The sequence below is a fragment of the Micromonospora cabrerizensis genome (assembly GCF_022230955.1).
In the GTDB taxonomy this organism is placed as follows: Bacteria; Actinomycetota; Actinomycetes; order Mycobacteriales; family Micromonosporaceae; genus Micromonospora; species Micromonospora cabrerizensis.
Genome location: NZ_JAKKFI010000047.1, coordinates 1 through 15,386 on the forward strand (window position 1 = coordinate 1; position 15,386 = coordinate 15,386).

The window sequence follows — 15,386 nt, forward strand, 5'->3', positions numbered from 1 at the left end:
CGCTCGCCGGCGTCGCCCGCGCCGCGCTCGCCGGCGTCGCCCGCGCCGCGCTCGCCGGCGCCGCCCGCGTCTGTCCGCGTCTGTCCGCGTCGCCCGCTTGGTTTGGGTAGGCGTGGGGGCGGCCAGATCGGGAAAGCGCTGCTCGACGTGGTGCAGAGCCCTTTAGGTCAGCGCTTGCCGCCTGGCACCCATAGCACATCTCCCGCCGGATTTGCCGTTCTTGACAGGATAAAGAGCAGATCGGAGAGCCGATTGAGATACTTTGCCGGGAGCGTGCTGGTTCGGTCCGGATCGTGGGCGACCAGCGCCCACGCCGCCCGTTCGGCACGCCGGGCGATGGTTCTCGCCACATGCAGCAGCGCCGCACCCGCGGTGCCGCCGGGGAGGATGAAGGAGTCGAGCTTGCTCAGGCGTGCGTTGTACTCGTCGCACCAGCCTTCCAGGCGCTCGACGTACTCCTCGGTCACCCGCAGCGGCGGGTACTTCGGCTCCGGCTCGACCGGGGTGGACAGGTCGGCGCCGACGTCGAACAGGTCGTTCTGCACCGACCCCAGCACTCCCCGCAACACCTCGTCGAGCTCGCCCATGGCGATCGCGACTCCGATGGCCGCGTTGCACTCGTCGACGTCCGCGTACGCGGCGATGCGTGGATCGGTCTTCGGCACCTGCTCGTTGTTGCTCAGCCTGGTCATGCCGGCATCGCCGGCCTTGGTGTAGATGCGCGTGAGGTGGACGGCCATGACGCACAGCCTACGGATTCCCGACCTGACGATCCCGGCGCGGCCGGACAGCTCCGCCAGTTGGCCGGTGGTGGTGGGCCCCGGCGACGCGGGCGACACGGCGGTCAGCGACGTCGACGTCATCCGGGTCCACGGTGACGCCCGACTGGCCGGCACCGTGCACGTGGTCGGTGCCAAGAACTCGGCGCTGAAGCTGATGGCCGCCGCGCTGCTCGCGCCGGGCCGCAGCGTGATCACGAACGTCCCGCGGATCACCGACATCGCGATCATGGGCGAGGTGCTGCGCCGGCTGGGTTGCGACGTCCGGTTCGACGCGGACGACCCGGTCGACCCGATGGTCGCCCGTGGTGGGGTGGCCCGGTCCCGCTCGGTGACCATCGACGTGCCCGAGCAGCCGGGCGCCGAGGCCGACTACGACCTGGTCCGGCGGTTGCGCGCGTCGATCTGTGTGCTCGGCCCGCTGCTGGCCCGCCGGGGGTACGTGCGGGTGGCCCATCCCGGCGGCGACGCCATCGGGTCACGGGGGCTGGACATGCACATCTCCGGACTGACCCGGATGGGCGCGGAGATCTCCGGTGAGCACGGGTTCGTCATCGCCTCCGCCCCGCACGGGCTGCACGGCGCGGACATCGTGTTGGACTTCCCCAGCGTCGGCGCGACCGAGAACCTGGTGATGGCGGCAGTGCTCGCCCAGGGCACCACGATGATCGACAACGCGGCCCGCGAGCCGGAGATCGTGGACATCTGCACGATGCTCAACGAGATGGGCGCGCGGATCGTCGGCGCGGGCACGTCCACGTTGCGGATCACCGGGGTTCCCGGTCTGCGCCCGGTGGGACACGCCACGGTGGGGGACCGGATCGTCGCCGGCACCTGGGCGTTCGGCGCGGCGATGACCCGGGGCGACGTGACGGTGACCGGGCTGGACCCGGCGTACCTGGAGGTCGCGCTGGACAAGGTGGTGGCGGCCGGTGGCCTGGTGGAGACCAGGGGGGACGGCTTCCGCGTACGGATGGACGAGCGGCCCCGGGCGGTGGACGTGGTGACGCTGCCGTACCCCGGCTTCGCCACCGATCTGCTGCCGATGGCGATCGGGCTGGCCGCGGTCAGCGACGGCGCATCCCTGATCACCGAGAACATCTTCGACGGTCGGTTCATGTTCGCCAACGAGATGATGCGGCTCGGCGCGGACATCAAGACCGACGGGCACCACGCGGTCGTCCGTGGGCGGGCCCGGCTCTCCGGTGCGCCGGTGCGGGCCACCGACATCCGCGCCGGCGCCGGGCTGATCATCGCCGGGCTCTGCGCGCAGGGGGTCACCGAGGTCTCCCACGTGCACCACGTCGACCGGGGTTACCCGGACTTCGTAGCCGACCTGCGCGCACTCGGGGTGGCGGTCGAGCGGGGCACCGCACCGGAGGAACCGTCCCTGGAGATCTGACCCGCCGGGAGGCCGCAGGCCGGCTCAGAAAGCTCCGCCTCGTTCACCAGAGCGCCGCCCGACCGCCCCTTAGCCATCGTTCAGTCTCGCCGACTAGGGTGTTTGCAGGCACTCAATCGCAGCGAGGGAGAAGTAGATGGCGGGTCGACTCGCGGTCGTCGGGGCCGGGCTGATGGGCTCCGGCATCGCTCAGGTGGCGGCGCAGGCCGGCTGGCAGGTGACGTTGCGCGACCTGGACGACGCGGCCACCACCCGAGGGCTGGGCGGCATCCGGAAGTCGTTGGAGAAGTTCGCCGAGAAGGGCAAGATCGAGGCGTCCGAGGTCGAGGCGACCCTGGCTCGGATCACGCCGACCACCGACCTGGAGGCGGCGGCGGACGCGGACATCGTGGTCGAGGCGGTCTTCGAGCGGCTGGAGATCAAGCACGAGGTGTTCCGCGCCCTGGACAAGATCTGCAAGGCCGACGCGGTGCTCGCCACCAACACCTCTGCCATCCCGGTCACCCAGATTGCCGCGGTGACCGAGCGACCCGAGGCGGTCGTCGGCACCCACTTCTTCTCCCCGGTGCCGATGATGCAGCTCTGTGAGCTGGTACGCGGCTACAAGACCAGCGACGCCACGCTGGACACCGCCCGGGCCTTCGCCGAGGAGATCGGCAAGACGGTGGTGGTGGTCAACCGGGACATCGCCGGCTTCGTCACGACCCGGCTGATCTCCGCCCTGGTGATGGAGGCGGTCAAGCTGGTGGAGTCCGGCGTGGTGTCCGCCGAGGACCTGGACACGGCCTGCCGCCTCGGCTTCGGGCACGCGATGGGTCCGCTGGCCACCACCGACCTGACCGGTGTGGACGTGCTTCTGCACGCCTCGAAGAACATCTACACCGACACGGCCGACGAGAAGTTCTTCCCGCCGGAGCTGCTCCAGCGCATGGTCACCGCGGGCGACCTGGGCCGCAAGACCGGCAAGGGCTTCTACACCTACTGAGGCGCGCGGCCCCGGGACCCGTTCGCGGGCCCCGGGGTCAGGTCGGGCCGGACGGCCGGGGCGGGGCGGCCAGCGCCGCCGCGACGAAGTCGAGGGCGTCGGGTATGACCCGCCCCCAGTATCGGAAGTCGTGCCGACCGTCGGCGTACTCGGTGCGGGCCGCCGGCTCGGGAAGGGCCCGCTCCAGCGCCTGCACGTCGTTCAGGAAGTCGTCCTGGTGACCGCACCAGAGACCCAGCGGAGTGCCGCGCAGCCGGTCGACCCCGGCGAAGACGGCGTCGCCGGGCGCGACGGCGGGGGAGAGGGCCGCGACCGCGCGGAGCAGCCCGGGCCAGGCCTCGGCGAGCAGCAGTGAACCGAAGCCCCCCATGGACCAGCCCCAGGCCGCCAGCCGGTTGGTGTCAAAGCCCTGCTCGGCGCACCAGGCCGGCAGCTCCTCCCGCACCATCCGTTGCGGGTCGTCCCGGTCGGAGGGGCGCCAGGAGAGGCGGTCGCCGGTTGCCCCGGCGAGCACGAACGGCGGCGCGCCCCGACGCACCGCGTCGGTCAGGAAGCGACCCAGGCCGAGGCCGGGGAAGTCCCGTGCGGTGGTGGACGCGCCGTGCAGCACCAGGCAGACTGGCAGGCCCCGACCGTCGCCGTGCCCGTGCGGCACGGCGGTGTAGAAGTCGACCGAGCGACCACGCGCGGCGGAGGAACGGCGGGTCAGCCGCTCGTCGCCCGCCGGCGCGTCCGGGGGCACCGGCCGGGCCGGTGAGGGACGGACCAGGTCACGGGCCGCCCAGCCGAGCCCGACCGTCAGCGCCGTCGCCCCTGCCCCCGCGAGCAGAAGACCACGCCTGGTCGGTCGGGCAGCCATCGTCAGAGTCTGGCAGGCTCCGGTGCGGATCGGGGCCCCGGAAAAAGGTCAGCCGTCGCGCTTGGTGGTCCAGCGGAAGGTGGTCAGGCAGAGCACCACGCCGATCACGCACCACAGGGCCAGCACCACCGCGACCCGACCCAGCTCGAACGAGCCGCCCGGCTCCTGCGCCCCGAAGCTCTCGGGCAGGAAGACCGACCGGAGCCCCTGGCACATCCACTTGAGCGGGAACAGCGCCGCCACCTGCTGCATCCAGGTGGGCAGGTCGGTGAAGACGAAGAACACCCCGGAGATGAACTGGAGCACCAGGGCGACCGGGGTGACCACCGCCGAGCCGCTGCGGGCCGTGCGGGCCAGCGACGAGATGGCGATGCCGCACAGGGTGCAGGCGGTCACGCCGAGCACGGCGACCCAGCCGAAGGTGAACCACTTCCCGGCGGTGCCCGGCAGGTCGAGGTCGAACAGCGCCACCGCGACGGCCAGCAGCAGCGCGGTCTCGGCGATGCCGATCGCCACCACCATGATCACCTTGCCGGCGAACCAGACCCACTTCGGCATCGGGGTGCCCCGGTAGCGCTTGAGCACGCCCCGGTCCCGTTCGATCGGGATCCAGATGCCGAGGTTCTGGAAGCTCACCGTCATCAGGCCGGTCGCGATCATGCCGGTGATGAAGTACTGGGTGAACTTGACCCCGCCGCCGATCGTGCCGTCGAAGATCGACGCGAAGATCAGGATCATGATGATGGGGAAGCCCATCGTGAAGACCACGGACTCCCGGCTGCGCAGGAACTGGGTGATCTCCAGTCGGCCCTGGCGAAGGGCGAGAGCGCCGGCGTTCGGCCGCTGCCCCCGAGGCGCGGCGACCGCGGAGGCCGGTTTTGTCGTGGTCGTCATCGCGCGTGTCCGATCATCTTCAGGTAGACGTCCTCCAGGGTCGGCCGGGTCACCGTGAGGCCGGGGACCTCGCCGCCGAAGCGCGTGGCCAGGTCGGCCACGAGGGCCGTCGGCGTCGCGCTCTGCGCGCTTTCCAGCGTCCCGTCCGGGGTACGCCAGGAGACCGTCGCGAGGGCCTCCTGCCGGTTGCCCAGCCGGTTCGGGGCGGCCACCTCGACCAGCCGGCCGCCGGCGATCACACCGACCCGGTCGGCGAGCGCCTCCGCCTCGTCCAGATAGTGCGTGGTCAGCACGATGGTGGTGCCGGCCGCGGCGAGGTCGCGGATGAGCTCCCAGAACTCGCGGCGGGCCTCCGGGTCGAAGCCGGTGGTCGGCTCGTCCAGGAAGAGCAACTCGGGGCGACCGATGATGCCCAGCGCCACGTCCAGGCGGCGCTTCTGCCCTCCGGAGAGGGTGTGCGTACGAGCCTTCGCCTTGTCGGCCAGCCCGACCCGCTCGATCACCTTGTCCGGGTCGTCGGCGTCCGGGTAGAAGCCGGAGAAGTGCCGGATCACCTCGGCCACGGTCAGCTCGTCGAACTCGCCGGTGCCCTGGAGCACGATGCCGACCCGGGAGCGCCAGTCGGCGTCCGGGTGGGCCGGGTCCGCCCCGAGCACGGAGACCTCGCCGGCATCCCGGTGCCGGTAACCCTCCAGGATCTCCACGGTGGTGGTCTTGCCGGCGCCGTTCGGGCCGAGCAACGCGAACACCTCACCACGGTGCACGTCGAGATCCACGCCCGCCACCGCCACGTTGTCGCCGTACGCCTTGCGCAGCCCTCGGACGGAGATGGCCAGCTCGTCATCCATGCCGTCCAGTGTGCGTCCTGACCCGGCCGGCCCGGTGCCCGGGGTGTGGCGGTGCGCGCCACTGCGGGCACTTCGCACCCGGACGTCCCCGACATGGACCTGTGTGGTTTTCCACAGCCCCTTTTACTGGGCGGTAACTTAAACTCCGGCCATGGACGAGACGGCATTTCCGGGGCGGCTGCCCGAGCGGGACCGCCCGTGGGTGATGCGCACCTACGCCGGCCACTCGTCGGCGACCGCGACCAACGCCCTCTTTCGCCGCAACCTGGCGAAGGGGCAGACCGGCCTCTCGGTCGCCTTCGACCTGCCCACCCAGACCGGGTACGACCCGGACCACGAGCTGGCCTCCGGCGAGGTCGGCCGGGTCGGCGTGCCGGTGGCGCACCTCGGCGACATGCGGGCGCTCTTCGACGGCATCCCGCTCGCCGAGATGAACACCTCGATGACCATCAACGCCCCGGCGATGTGGCTGCTCGCCCTCTACGGGACCGTGGCGACGGAGCAGGGCGCCGAGTTGACGCGCTGCTCGGGCACCACCCAGAACGACATCATCAAGGAGTACCTGTCCCGGGGGACGTACATCTTCCCGCCGGCGGCGTCACTGCGGCTGACCGCCGACGTGGTGGCGTACACGCTGCGGGAGATGCCGCGGTGGAACCCGGTCAACATCTGCTCGTACCACCTCCAGGAGGCCGGGGCCACGCCCGTGCAGGAGGTCGGCTTCGCGCTGGCCACCGCGGTCGCCGTGCTGGACGCGGTCCGTGACTCCGGTCAGGTGCCGGCGGAGCGGATGGGCGACGTGGTGCAGCGGATCTCGTTCTTCGTCAACGCCGGGGTGCGATTCGTCGAGGAGATCGCCAAGATGCGCGCGTTCGGCGTGCTCTGGGACGAGATCACCCGGGAGCGGTACGGGGTCACCGACGCCAGGCAACGCCGGTTCCGCTACGGCGTGCAGGTCAACTCGCTGGGCCTCACCGAGGCGCAGCCGGAGAACAACATCCAGCGCATCGTGCTGGAGATGCTCGGCGTGACGATGTCCCGCGACGCCCGGGCCCGCGCGGTGCAGCTGCCCGCCTGGAACGAGGCGCTCGGCCTGCCCCGCCCCTGGGACCAGCAGTGGTCGTTGCGGATGCAGCAGGTCCTGGCGTACGAGTCGGATCTGCTCGAATACCCCGACCTCTTCGCCGGCTCGCACGTGATGACCGCGCTGGTCGACGAGATCGTCACCGGGGCACGGGTCGAGCTGGACAAGGTGCTGGAGCTGGGCGGGGTGGTGGCCGCCGTGGAGACCGGCTACCTGAAGAGCGCGCTGGTCGGGTCGCTGGCCGCACGCCGCGGGCGGATGGAGTCCGGTGCCGACGTGGTGGTCGGGGTCAACCGCTACACCGAGACCGAAGCCTCCCCGCTGACCGCCGCCGGTGCGGAAGCCGTCGAGCAGGTCGATCCCGCGGTCGAGGCGGCCGCCACCGAGGGCGTACACCGGTGGCGGGCCGACCGGGACGCGGCCGGCGTCGACGCGGCCCTCGCCCGGCTCCGCGCGGACGCCGCGACCACCACGAACCTGATGCCGGCCACCCTGGAGTGCGTGCGGGTCGGGGTGACCACCGGCGAGTGGGCTGGCGCGCTGCGCCAGGTCTTCGGCGAGTACCGCGCGCCGACCGGCCTGGCCGGCGCCACCGGCAGCGGTGGCGACCCGGGCCTGGCCGCCGTCCGCGAGCGGGTCGCCGCCACCGCCCGGGAGCTGGGCAGCGGCCGGCTGCGGCTGCTGGTCGGCAAACCCGGCCTGGACGGGCACTCCAACGGCGCCGAGCAGATCGCGGTACGCGCCCGCGACGCCGGCTTCGAGGTCGTCTACCAGGGCATCCGGCTGACGGCGGGGCAGATCGTCGCCGCCGCCGTCGAGGAGGACGTCGACCTGGTCGGGCTGTCGGTGCTGTCCGGGTCGCACCTGGCCGCCGTGCCGGCGGTGCTCGACGGGCTGCGCGCCGCCGGCCGGGCGGACCTGCCGGTGGTGGTGGGCGGCATCATCCCCGCCGGCGACGCGGACACGCTCCGGGCCGCCGGGGTCGCCCGGGTCTTCACCCCGAAGGACTTCGCCCTCACCGGCATCATCGACGACCTGGTCACCGTCATCCGACGCGCCAACGACCTGCCCTGACCCGGCGTCAGACGCGGAAGCCGGCGGCGCGGGCCGCCTCGCGTTCCCGGCGACGTTCGGAGCGTCGCCGGAAGAACCAGAAGACGAAGAGGACCAGACCGACCAGGAAAACCAGCACCAGCACCGGCAGGATGACCGCCACCAGGGAGACCACCACGCTGGTGGCGTCCTCCGCGGTGCTCGCGACCGGTGCGCCCAACCCGCCGGTGGTCGCGTTGATGACGGGGCGTGCCGCGGACTTGAGCAGGTGTACGCCCAGTGCCAGCAGCACGCCGGTGACGACCGGCACCCACTGGTGGGTCGAGAAGAAACTCTCCGGGTCGCTGACCGTCACCGTCTCCGACGAGGAACCGGCACCGAAGGCCAGGCCACCGGCGGTGGGCCGGACCACGGTCTGCACCACGTCGTTGATGTGGTCGACGACGGGCACCTTGTCGGCCACCATCTCGACGGCGAGCAGCACGGCCATGATGAGGATGACCCAGCCGTTGCCGAGCCAGGTCCAGCCACTGGGCAGGTCGATCAGATCGGTGTAACGGCCGAGGAGACCGAGGATGAGCAGGGGTATGTAGGCGTTCAGCCCCGCTGAGGCGGCGAGGCCGGTGCCGGTGAGAACTTCGAACACGGTCTCAGCATCGCATCGACGCGCCAGTGCCGCTCGCTGGCGACCGGGGGGTGCTCGGCTACCCTCGTCGGGTGCGGTTGGTCATTGCGAAGTGCTCGGTGGACTACGTCGGACGGCTCTCGGCTCACCTGCCGCTGGCCACCCGGTTGCTCATGGTGAAGGCGGACGGGTCGGTGTCGATTCATGCCGACGACCGGGCGTACAAGCCGTTGAACTGGATGAGCCCGCCCTGTCGGCTGGAGGAGGCCCCCGGTGTGTGGCGGGTCGTCAACAAGGCTGGCGAGGAGTTGCGGATCACCCTGGAGGAGATCTTCCAGGACACCTCGTACGAGCTGGGTGTCGACCCCGGCCTGCGCAAGGACGGGGTGGAGGCGCACCTCCAGGAGTTGCTGGCCGCGAACCCCGGCACCCTGGGTGAGGGGTTCACGCTGGTCCGCCGCGAGTACATGACCGCGATCGGCCCGGTCGACCTGCTCTGCCGGGACGCCAACTCCGGTGCGGTGGCCGTCGAGGTCAAGCGGCGTGGCGACATCGACGGGGTGGAGCAGCTGACCCGATACCTCGAGTTGATGAACCGTGACCCGCTGCTCAGCCCGGTGGTCGGGGTCTTCGCCGCGCAGGAGATCAAGCCGCAGGCCCGGGTGCTCGCCGCCGACCGGGGCATCCGGTGCGTGGTCGTGAACTACGACAAGCTGCGGGGCATCGAGAAGGACGAGCTGACGCTGTTCTGATCGGCCTCAGCCTTCGGTGAGTCTGATCGGCTCAGCTTCCGGTCCGCACCGCGATCAGCGACTTGGGCAGGCCGAACACCCGCTCGACCAGCATGGTCGAGTCCGGGAAGTAGTGGCGCATCTGCGAGCGGTCCAGCAGCTCCGTCCAGAGCACCTGGTGGATGGCGGCGTCGTGGCTGCGGGTCGGCTTGTGCCCCAACGGCCACCGGCGGGCGAACGCGGTGCGCAGCCGCACCGGCAGGAACTGCATGCCCGGCGCGATCCAGTGTGGCTCGATGGGGAAGTAGCGGTACGGCGTCTGCACCCAGTGCCGGTCGGCCAGCGAGCGGACGGCCGCGGCGAAGCGCAACCGGCGTTCGTGCCCGCCCACGTGCTCCAGCACGGAGTTCGAGAAGACCATGTCGAAGCTGCCCCCGGCGAGGCGCGCAGGCAGGTCGCAGGCGTCGGCCTGCTCGACGTGGGCCCACTCCGGCACGACGGCCGGGGGTTTTTCCAGGTTGACGACGGTCACCCGAGCCGGCCGGACGGTGGCGCGGTGCCAGGTGCCGAGCCGCCCACCGAGATCGACAACGTGCATGTCGCCGATGTCGGGGAAGGTGCGCGCCAACCAGTCCGAGCGATGCTGACGTCGCCGGGCGCTCCACGACTGGTCACTGTCGACAAGGCGGTAGCGCAATCGATTGGGGCCCATTTAACGCAATGTACCGCCGTAACCACCCGTACACACATGTCGATTCGCCGATCTTCCTCGAAGATCGGCTATCTGACACTCACCTTCCGTACATCACCTTGATCGCTTTCACGAGCCGAGCCACGTCGGTCGGCGTCCGTTCGAAGGTCATCGACGGCAGCAGCGACCTGGCACGACGCCGGGTGATCGCCTTGGCCCGGCCGAACTCGCGCAGCCCGTCCTCGCCGTGGATCCGCCCGAAGCCGGAGTCGCCCACCCCGCCGAACGGCAGGGTGGACATGCCGGCGAAGGTCAGGGTGGAGTTGACCGACGCCATCCCGGAGCGCAGCCGCCGGGCGATGGCCACCGCGCGCCGCCGGCCGAAGACCGAGCCGCCCAGGCCGTACGGCAGGGCGTTGGCGCGGGTGACGGCCTCGTCGGCGTCGCGGACCCGGCTGATGGTCAACGTGGGGCCGAAGGTCTCCTCCTGGACGGCGGCCGAGTCCTCCGGCACGTCCACCAGCACGGTCGGGTGGACGTACGGCGGCTGAACCGCGCTCGGGCCACCGAGCACGGCGCGCCCGCCGGAGATGATCGCGGCGTCGATGTGCCGGCGGATCACGTCGATCTGCCGGGGCATGGTGATCGGGCCGATGTCGGTGCCCTCCGGCCCGACGGTCAGCTGACCGGCACGGGCCACCACCTTGTCGACGAAGGCGTCGAAGACCGAGTCGACGGCGTAGACCCGCTCGATGCCGATGCACGTCTGGCCCGCGTTGGTCATGCCGCCCCAGACGCATGCCTCCGCGGCGGCGTCCAGGTCGGCGTCACTGTCGACGATCATGGCGTCCTTGCCGCCGCCCTCGATCAGCACCGGGGTCAGCGTCTCGGCGCACGCGGCCATCACCTTGCGGGCGGTCGCGGTGGAGCCGGTGAAGGCCAGCTTGTCGACCCCGGAGCGGCACAGGGCGGCACCCACGTCGCCCAGCCCGTGCACGGCGGTGAACACCGGCTGCTCGGGCACCACCTCGGCGAAGCTGTCCACCAGCCACTGACCGACGGCGGGCGTGTACTCGCTGGGCTTGAGCACCACGGCGTTGCCGGCGGCCAGCGCGTACGCGGCGGAGCCGATCGGCGTGAAGACGGGATAGTTCCACGGCCCGATCACGCCGACCACGCCGTGCGGCTGGTATTCCAGGTGACCGGAGAACTCGGCGAGGATGAGCCGGGACCGCACCCGGCGTGGGCCGAGCACCCGGCCGGCGTTGCGGGCGGCCCAGTCGATGTGCTCGATCGCGGTGACGATCTCGACGATCGCGTCGGCGACCGGCTTGCCGCCCTCGACGTGCACCAGCTCGGCCAACTGCTCGATGCGCTTGGCGAGCAGCGCGCGCCACCGCAGCAGCCGGTCGCGCCGGCCGGCGAAGCCGAGCCCGGCCCACCACTCGCCGGCGGCTCGGGCGCTGTCGACGGCCTGCCGCACGTCGGCGTCGGTGGCGAGCGGGAGGCGACCGGCCTCGATGCCGGTGGCCGGGCTGGTCGAAACCAGCAGGCCCGCCTCGATGACCGGGGTACCCGGAACATGCACAGCCGTCATGGCGGAAGTCTAGACCCGAGAATTACTCGCCGGTAGGTCCCGATCCGAGGTGGCGGGACGGGAGTCGCTCTACCCCGACCGATCGTTGATCAGTGCAGGTCAGGGCAGCGATGGCCTGTGCGGTCCGCCCGAATCGTCGAACGGCAGGTGGCCGGGAGGTGACGAGAGGCTGACCGGCCGGTCGGTATTGACGATTACCGTCTGATGGCAGGCTGACGCGCGGAGTGACGGTGTGGGGTGGAGGGCTGACTGTCCATGGAGGAACATCCGGAACTGATGCCGCTGCTGACGGTCGCGGGTGGGCCGATGCGCGGTGCGAGCTTTCGACTGCGGGGCGAGCCGCAGGTGATCGGTCGGGCACCGACCGGCCACGTGGTCATCGCCGACCCGCATCTGAGTCGACGGCACGCTGAGGTGTGGCTGACCCCGGAGGGCCCGTCCCTGCGGGACCTGGGCTCCACCAACGGCACGTGGCTCAACGACCGACGGATCAGCGAGGTCGAGCTGCTCTCCGACGGCGACGTGATCCGGCTCGGCCGGACCGAGCTGCGCCTGTTCGATCCCGGTGTGGCGCTCACCGACCCGGTGGGGCTCAGCTTCGGGCCGTCCCGGCGGGACGTCCGACCGACGCTGCCGCTGCCGTTGGCCGCGCCACCGAGCCGGCGCCGCTGAGACGGGAGGAGCCCTTTCCGTCGCACTCGGCGCACGTCGGGTGCTGACTGTCGCCCACACCCGGGGCGCACCCCGGGTGGCTGGCGGACACCTGGACCAGCGGGGGCCCGCGTGGCAACATGCCGCGGATGGAGACCGAGCAGCGGACCGTGACGGCGAACGGCATCACCCAGGCGGTACGGGTGGCCGGCCCGCCGGACGGCACGCCGGTCCTGCTGATCCATGGCAACTGCTCGTCCGCGCTGTTCTGGGAGCCGCTGGTGCGTCGGCTGCCGCCGACGCTGCGGGTGGTCGCCCCCGACCTGCGGGGGTACGGCCACTCCGAGACGGCGCCGGTGGACGCCACCCGTGGTCTGCGGGACTTCGCCGACGACGTGGCCGCCCTGCTGGACGACCCGACGCTCTTCGGTGCCGACGCCCGGCCGGTGGTGGTCGGGCACTCCCTCGGTGGCGGAGTGGCGATGCAACTGCTTGTCGACCATCCGCACCGGGTGGCCGGTTTGCTGCTCGCGGCACCCGTCTCCCCGTACGGGTTCGGCGGCACCCGCGACCTGACCGGCACGCCGACCACCCCCGACTTCGCCGGCACCGGCGCCGGCACGGCCAACCCGGACTTCGTCGCCCGGCTCGCGGCCGGTGACCGCAGCGCGGACGCCCCGGCCAGCCCGCGCGCCGTGCTGCGAGCCACCTATGTGGCCGATCCCGCCTCGCTGGGCGAGAACGAGGATCTGCTGCTGGACACCGTGCTCTCCACCGCCACCGGGGACGACAACTACCCGGGCACGGCGGTGCCCTCGCAGAACTGGCCGGGCACCGCACCGGGGGAGCGGGGCGTGCTCAACGCGCTCGCGCCGACCTACTTCCGGCTCGCCGACGAGCTGGTGGCAGTCACCGAGAAGCCCCCGGTCGCCTGGGTACGCGGCGACGCCGACGTCATCGTCTCGGACACCTCGCTGTTCGACCTCGCGTACCTGGGCTCGCTGGACTTCGTGCCCGGCTGGCCGGGCGAGGACGCCTGCCCACCGCAGCCGATGGTCGGCCAGACCCGGGCGGTGCTGGAGCGGTACGCGGCGGCCGGCGGCGCGTACCACGAGGTGGTGCTGCCCGGCTGCGGTCACAGCCCGCACCTGGAGCGCCCGGCGGAGTTCGTCGCGGAGCTGCTGGCCCTGACCACCGTGCCCACCGCCTGACGGCGGCGTGACCACCGTGCCCACCGCCTCCTGAGACCCGCTCAGGCGTGGGTGAAATATGCCACGGCGTCTCGACAACCCAGCGTCACGTGGCAGACTCGCGCGCATAACCTTAGCGGCCGTTCAGTGGTCGTGCGGAGTCTCTGGGGAGGCCGGTCGTGGCGCGCGATTTCAGCACGGTGGGCGTGGTGGGGCTGGGCACCATGGGTGCCGGCATCGTCGAGGTCTTCGCCCGCAACGGCATCGACGTGGTGGCCGTCGAGATCTCCGAGCCGGCGCTGGAGCGCGGCCGGGCCACCCTCAGCGGCTCCACCGACCGTGCGGTCGCCAAGGGCAAGCTCGCCGCCGCCGACCGTGACGCCCTGCACGAGCGGGTGCACTTCGCGGTCGGGCTGGACGCGCTGCACTCCGTCGACCTGGTCATCGAGGCGGTGCCCGAGCACCTGGACCTCAAGCAGCGGATCTTCGCGGAGCTGGACCGGGTCTGCCGACCGGAGACCATCCTCGCCACCAACACCTCGTCGTTGAGCGTCACCGAGATCTCGGTTGCCACCAGCCGGCCCAACCAGGTGATCGGCATCCACTTCTTCAACCCCGCGCCCGTGATGAAGCTGGTCGAGGTGGTCCGCACCGTCGTCACCTCACCCGAGGTGGTCGCCGACGTCGAGGCGTTGTGCGCCCGGCTCGGCAAGGTCGACGTCACCATCAACGACCGGGCCGGTTTCATCGCCAACGCGCTGCTGTTCGGCTACCTCAACCACGCGGTCGGCATGTTCGAGGCGCACTACGCGACCCGGGAGGACATCGACGCCGCGATGAAGCTCGGCTGCGGCCTGCCGATGGGCCCGCTGGCGCTGATGGACCTGATCGGCCTGGACACCGCGTACGAGATCCTGGACACCATGTACCGGCGCGGTGGCCGGGACCGCCGACATGCCCCGGTGCCGCTGCTCAAGCAGATGGTGACGGCAGGGCTGCTCGGCCGGAAGTCGGGTCGGGGCTTCTACACCTACGAGCGGCCCGGCTCGCCGGTGGTCGTACCGGACGAGGCGACGCCGCTGGCGACGGAGGCCGCGCTCGCCGACGGCGCGCGGGCCATCACCAAGGTCGGCGTGGTGGGCTCCGGGACGATGGCCACCGGGATCATCGAGGTCTTCGCCAAGGCCGGCTACGAGGTCGTCTCGGTGACCCGCGGCATGGAGAAGTCCGCGAAGGTCTGCGAGGCGGTGAAGACCTCGCTGAACAAGGGCGTGGTGCGGGGCAAGCTCGCCGAGGCCGACCGGGACGCCGCGCTCGGCCGGATCAGCTGGTCGGCCACGCTCGACCACCTCGCCGACGTCGACCTGGTGGTCGAGGCGGTGGTCGAGGAGCTGAGCGTCAAGAAGGCCCTCTTCGCGAGCCTCGACGAGATCTGCAAGCCGGGCGTCGTGCTGGCCACCACCACCTCCTCGCTGCCGGTGATCGACGTGGCGATGGCCACCCACCGGCCGGCCGACGTGGTGGGGCTGCACTTCTTCAACCCGGCGCCGGTCATGCCGCTGGTCGAGGTGGTCCGCACCATCCGCACCTCCCCGGAGGCCACCGCCACCGCCCGCGCCGTCTGCGCGGCCCTCGGCAAGACCGGCGTGGTCTGCGGTGACCGGTCCGGGTTCATCGTCAACGCGCTGCTCTTCCCCTACCTCAACGACGCGGTGAAGATGCTGGAGGCCAGCTACTCGACGGCCGACGACATCGACCACGCGATGAAGCTGGGCTGCGGCTACCCGATGGGTCCGTTCGAGCTGCTCGACGTGGTCGGGCTGGACGTCTCGCTGGCGATCCAGCGCGAGCTGTACCTGGAGCTGCGCGAGCCGGGCTTCGCGCCCGCGCCGCTGCTGGAGCACCTCGTCACGGCCGGCTACCTGGGCCGCAAGACCCGCCGCGGCTTCCGCGACCACTCGCACCGCTGACCGGGTCAACGCCGGAGGGCACCGACG

14 protein-coding genes are annotated in these 15,386 nt (G+C 71.5%); 7 read left to right on the top strand and 7 right to left on the bottom strand.

Annotated elements, in window-relative coordinates; genetic code table 11:
* Positions 1-167: 167 nt before the first annotated feature.
* Positions 168-740 carry a cob(I)yrinic acid a,c-diamide adenosyltransferase gene (locus tag LADH09A_RS06675; RefSeq protein WP_088949907.1) on the bottom strand — a complete coding sequence of 191 codons (573 nt, stop codon included), beginning with the start codon at positions 738-740 and terminating at the stop codon, positions 168-170.
* Here LADH09A_RS06675 and murA point away from each other — a divergent pair.
* Positions 739-2,181 (top strand): UDP-N-acetylglucosamine 1-carboxyvinyltransferase, encoded by a 1,443-nt coding sequence (gene murA / locus LADH09A_RS06680; protein ID WP_238643986.1) that lies wholly within the window; start codon positions 739-741, stop codon positions 2,179-2,181. The two genes, LADH09A_RS06675 and murA, sit on opposite strands and share 2 nt — an antisense overlap.
* A gap of 136 nt (positions 2,182-2,317) precedes the next feature.
* Complete coding sequence (locus LADH09A_RS06685) at positions 2,318-3,166, top strand: 3-hydroxyacyl-CoA dehydrogenase family protein (protein WP_204941783.1); 849 nt, start codon at positions 2,318-2,320, stop codon at positions 3,164-3,166.
* 37 nt (positions 3,167-3,203) lie between these two features.
* Here the strand turns inward: LADH09A_RS06685 and LADH09A_RS06690 are convergent, their stop codons facing one another.
* Genes LADH09A_RS06690 through LADH09A_RS06700 form a run of 3 tightly spaced genes read right to left on the bottom strand, consistent with a single transcriptional unit; the run spans position 3,204 to position 5,767 of the window.
* Entirely contained in the window at positions 3,204-4,025 is an 822-nt protein-coding gene (locus LADH09A_RS06690) for an alpha/beta hydrolase (protein WP_238643987.1), read from the bottom strand.
* 48 nt (positions 4,026-4,073) lie between these two features.
* Positions 4,074-4,919 (bottom strand): ABC transporter permease, encoded by an 846-nt coding sequence (locus tag LADH09A_RS06695; protein WP_238643988.1) that lies wholly within the window; start codon positions 4,917-4,919, stop codon positions 4,074-4,076.
* Positions 4,916-5,767, bottom strand: coding sequence for an ABC transporter ATP-binding protein (locus tag LADH09A_RS06700; protein ID WP_238643989.1), 852 nt, complete (start codon positions 5,765-5,767; stop codon positions 4,916-4,918). Before LADH09A_RS06700 ends, LADH09A_RS06695 begins: the two co-directional genes overlap by 4 nt.
* A 151-nt stretch (positions 5,768-5,918) precedes the next feature.
* Between LADH09A_RS06700 and LADH09A_RS06705 the strand changes: the two genes are divergently transcribed.
* On the top strand, positions 5,919-7,925 hold the full coding sequence (locus tag LADH09A_RS06705) for an ethylmalonyl-CoA mutase (protein WP_238643990.1): 2,007 nt from the start codon (positions 5,919-5,921) through the stop codon (positions 7,923-7,925).
* Positions 7,926-7,932: 7 nt separating this feature from the next.
* Here the strand turns inward: LADH09A_RS06705 and LADH09A_RS06710 are convergent, their stop codons facing one another.
* Positions 7,933-8,550, bottom strand: coding sequence for a DUF4126 domain-containing protein (locus LADH09A_RS06710; protein ID WP_238643991.1), 618 nt, complete (start codon positions 8,548-8,550; stop codon positions 7,933-7,935).
* A 71-nt stretch (positions 8,551-8,621) separates the two neighbouring features.
* Here LADH09A_RS06710 and nucS point away from each other — a divergent pair, with 71 nt between their 5' ends.
* A complete protein-coding gene (nucS, locus tag LADH09A_RS06715) occupies positions 8,622-9,281 on the top strand; it encodes an endonuclease NucS (protein ID WP_238643993.1) in 660 nt (219 codons plus the stop codon).
* A 31-nt stretch (positions 9,282-9,312) separates the two neighbouring features.
* On the opposite strand, the gene LADH09A_RS06720 is transcribed toward nucS, so the two are convergent.
* Positions 9,313-9,972 (bottom strand): methyltransferase domain-containing protein, encoded by a 660-nt coding sequence (locus LADH09A_RS06720; protein WP_210925274.1) that lies wholly within the window; start codon positions 9,970-9,972, stop codon positions 9,313-9,315.
* 79 nt (positions 9,973-10,051) lie between these two features.
* On the bottom strand, positions 10,052-11,548 hold the full coding sequence (locus LADH09A_RS06725) for an aldehyde dehydrogenase family protein (protein WP_238643994.1): 1,497 nt from the start codon (positions 11,546-11,548) through the stop codon (positions 10,052-10,054).
* A 255-nt stretch (positions 11,549-11,803) separates the two neighbouring features.
* Here LADH09A_RS06725 and LADH09A_RS06730 point away from each other — a divergent pair, with 255 nt between their 5' ends.
* From LADH09A_RS06730 to LADH09A_RS06740, 3 genes are all read left to right on the top strand, one after another.
* Positions 11,804-12,220 (top strand): FHA domain-containing protein, encoded by a 417-nt coding sequence (locus LADH09A_RS06730; protein WP_238643995.1) that lies wholly within the window; start codon positions 11,804-11,806, stop codon positions 12,218-12,220.
* Between the two features lie 119 nt (positions 12,221-12,339).
* Positions 12,340-13,410: an alpha/beta hydrolase gene (locus LADH09A_RS06735; RefSeq protein WP_372492236.1), complete on the top strand. Its 1,071-nt coding sequence runs from the start codon at positions 12,340-12,342 to the stop codon at positions 13,408-13,410.
* A gap of 158 nt (positions 13,411-13,568) precedes the next feature.
* Complete coding sequence (locus tag LADH09A_RS06740) at positions 13,569-15,359, top strand: 3-hydroxyacyl-CoA dehydrogenase family protein (protein ID WP_238643998.1); 1,791 nt, start codon at positions 13,569-13,571, stop codon at positions 15,357-15,359.
* Positions 15,360-15,386 lie beyond the last annotated feature (27 nt).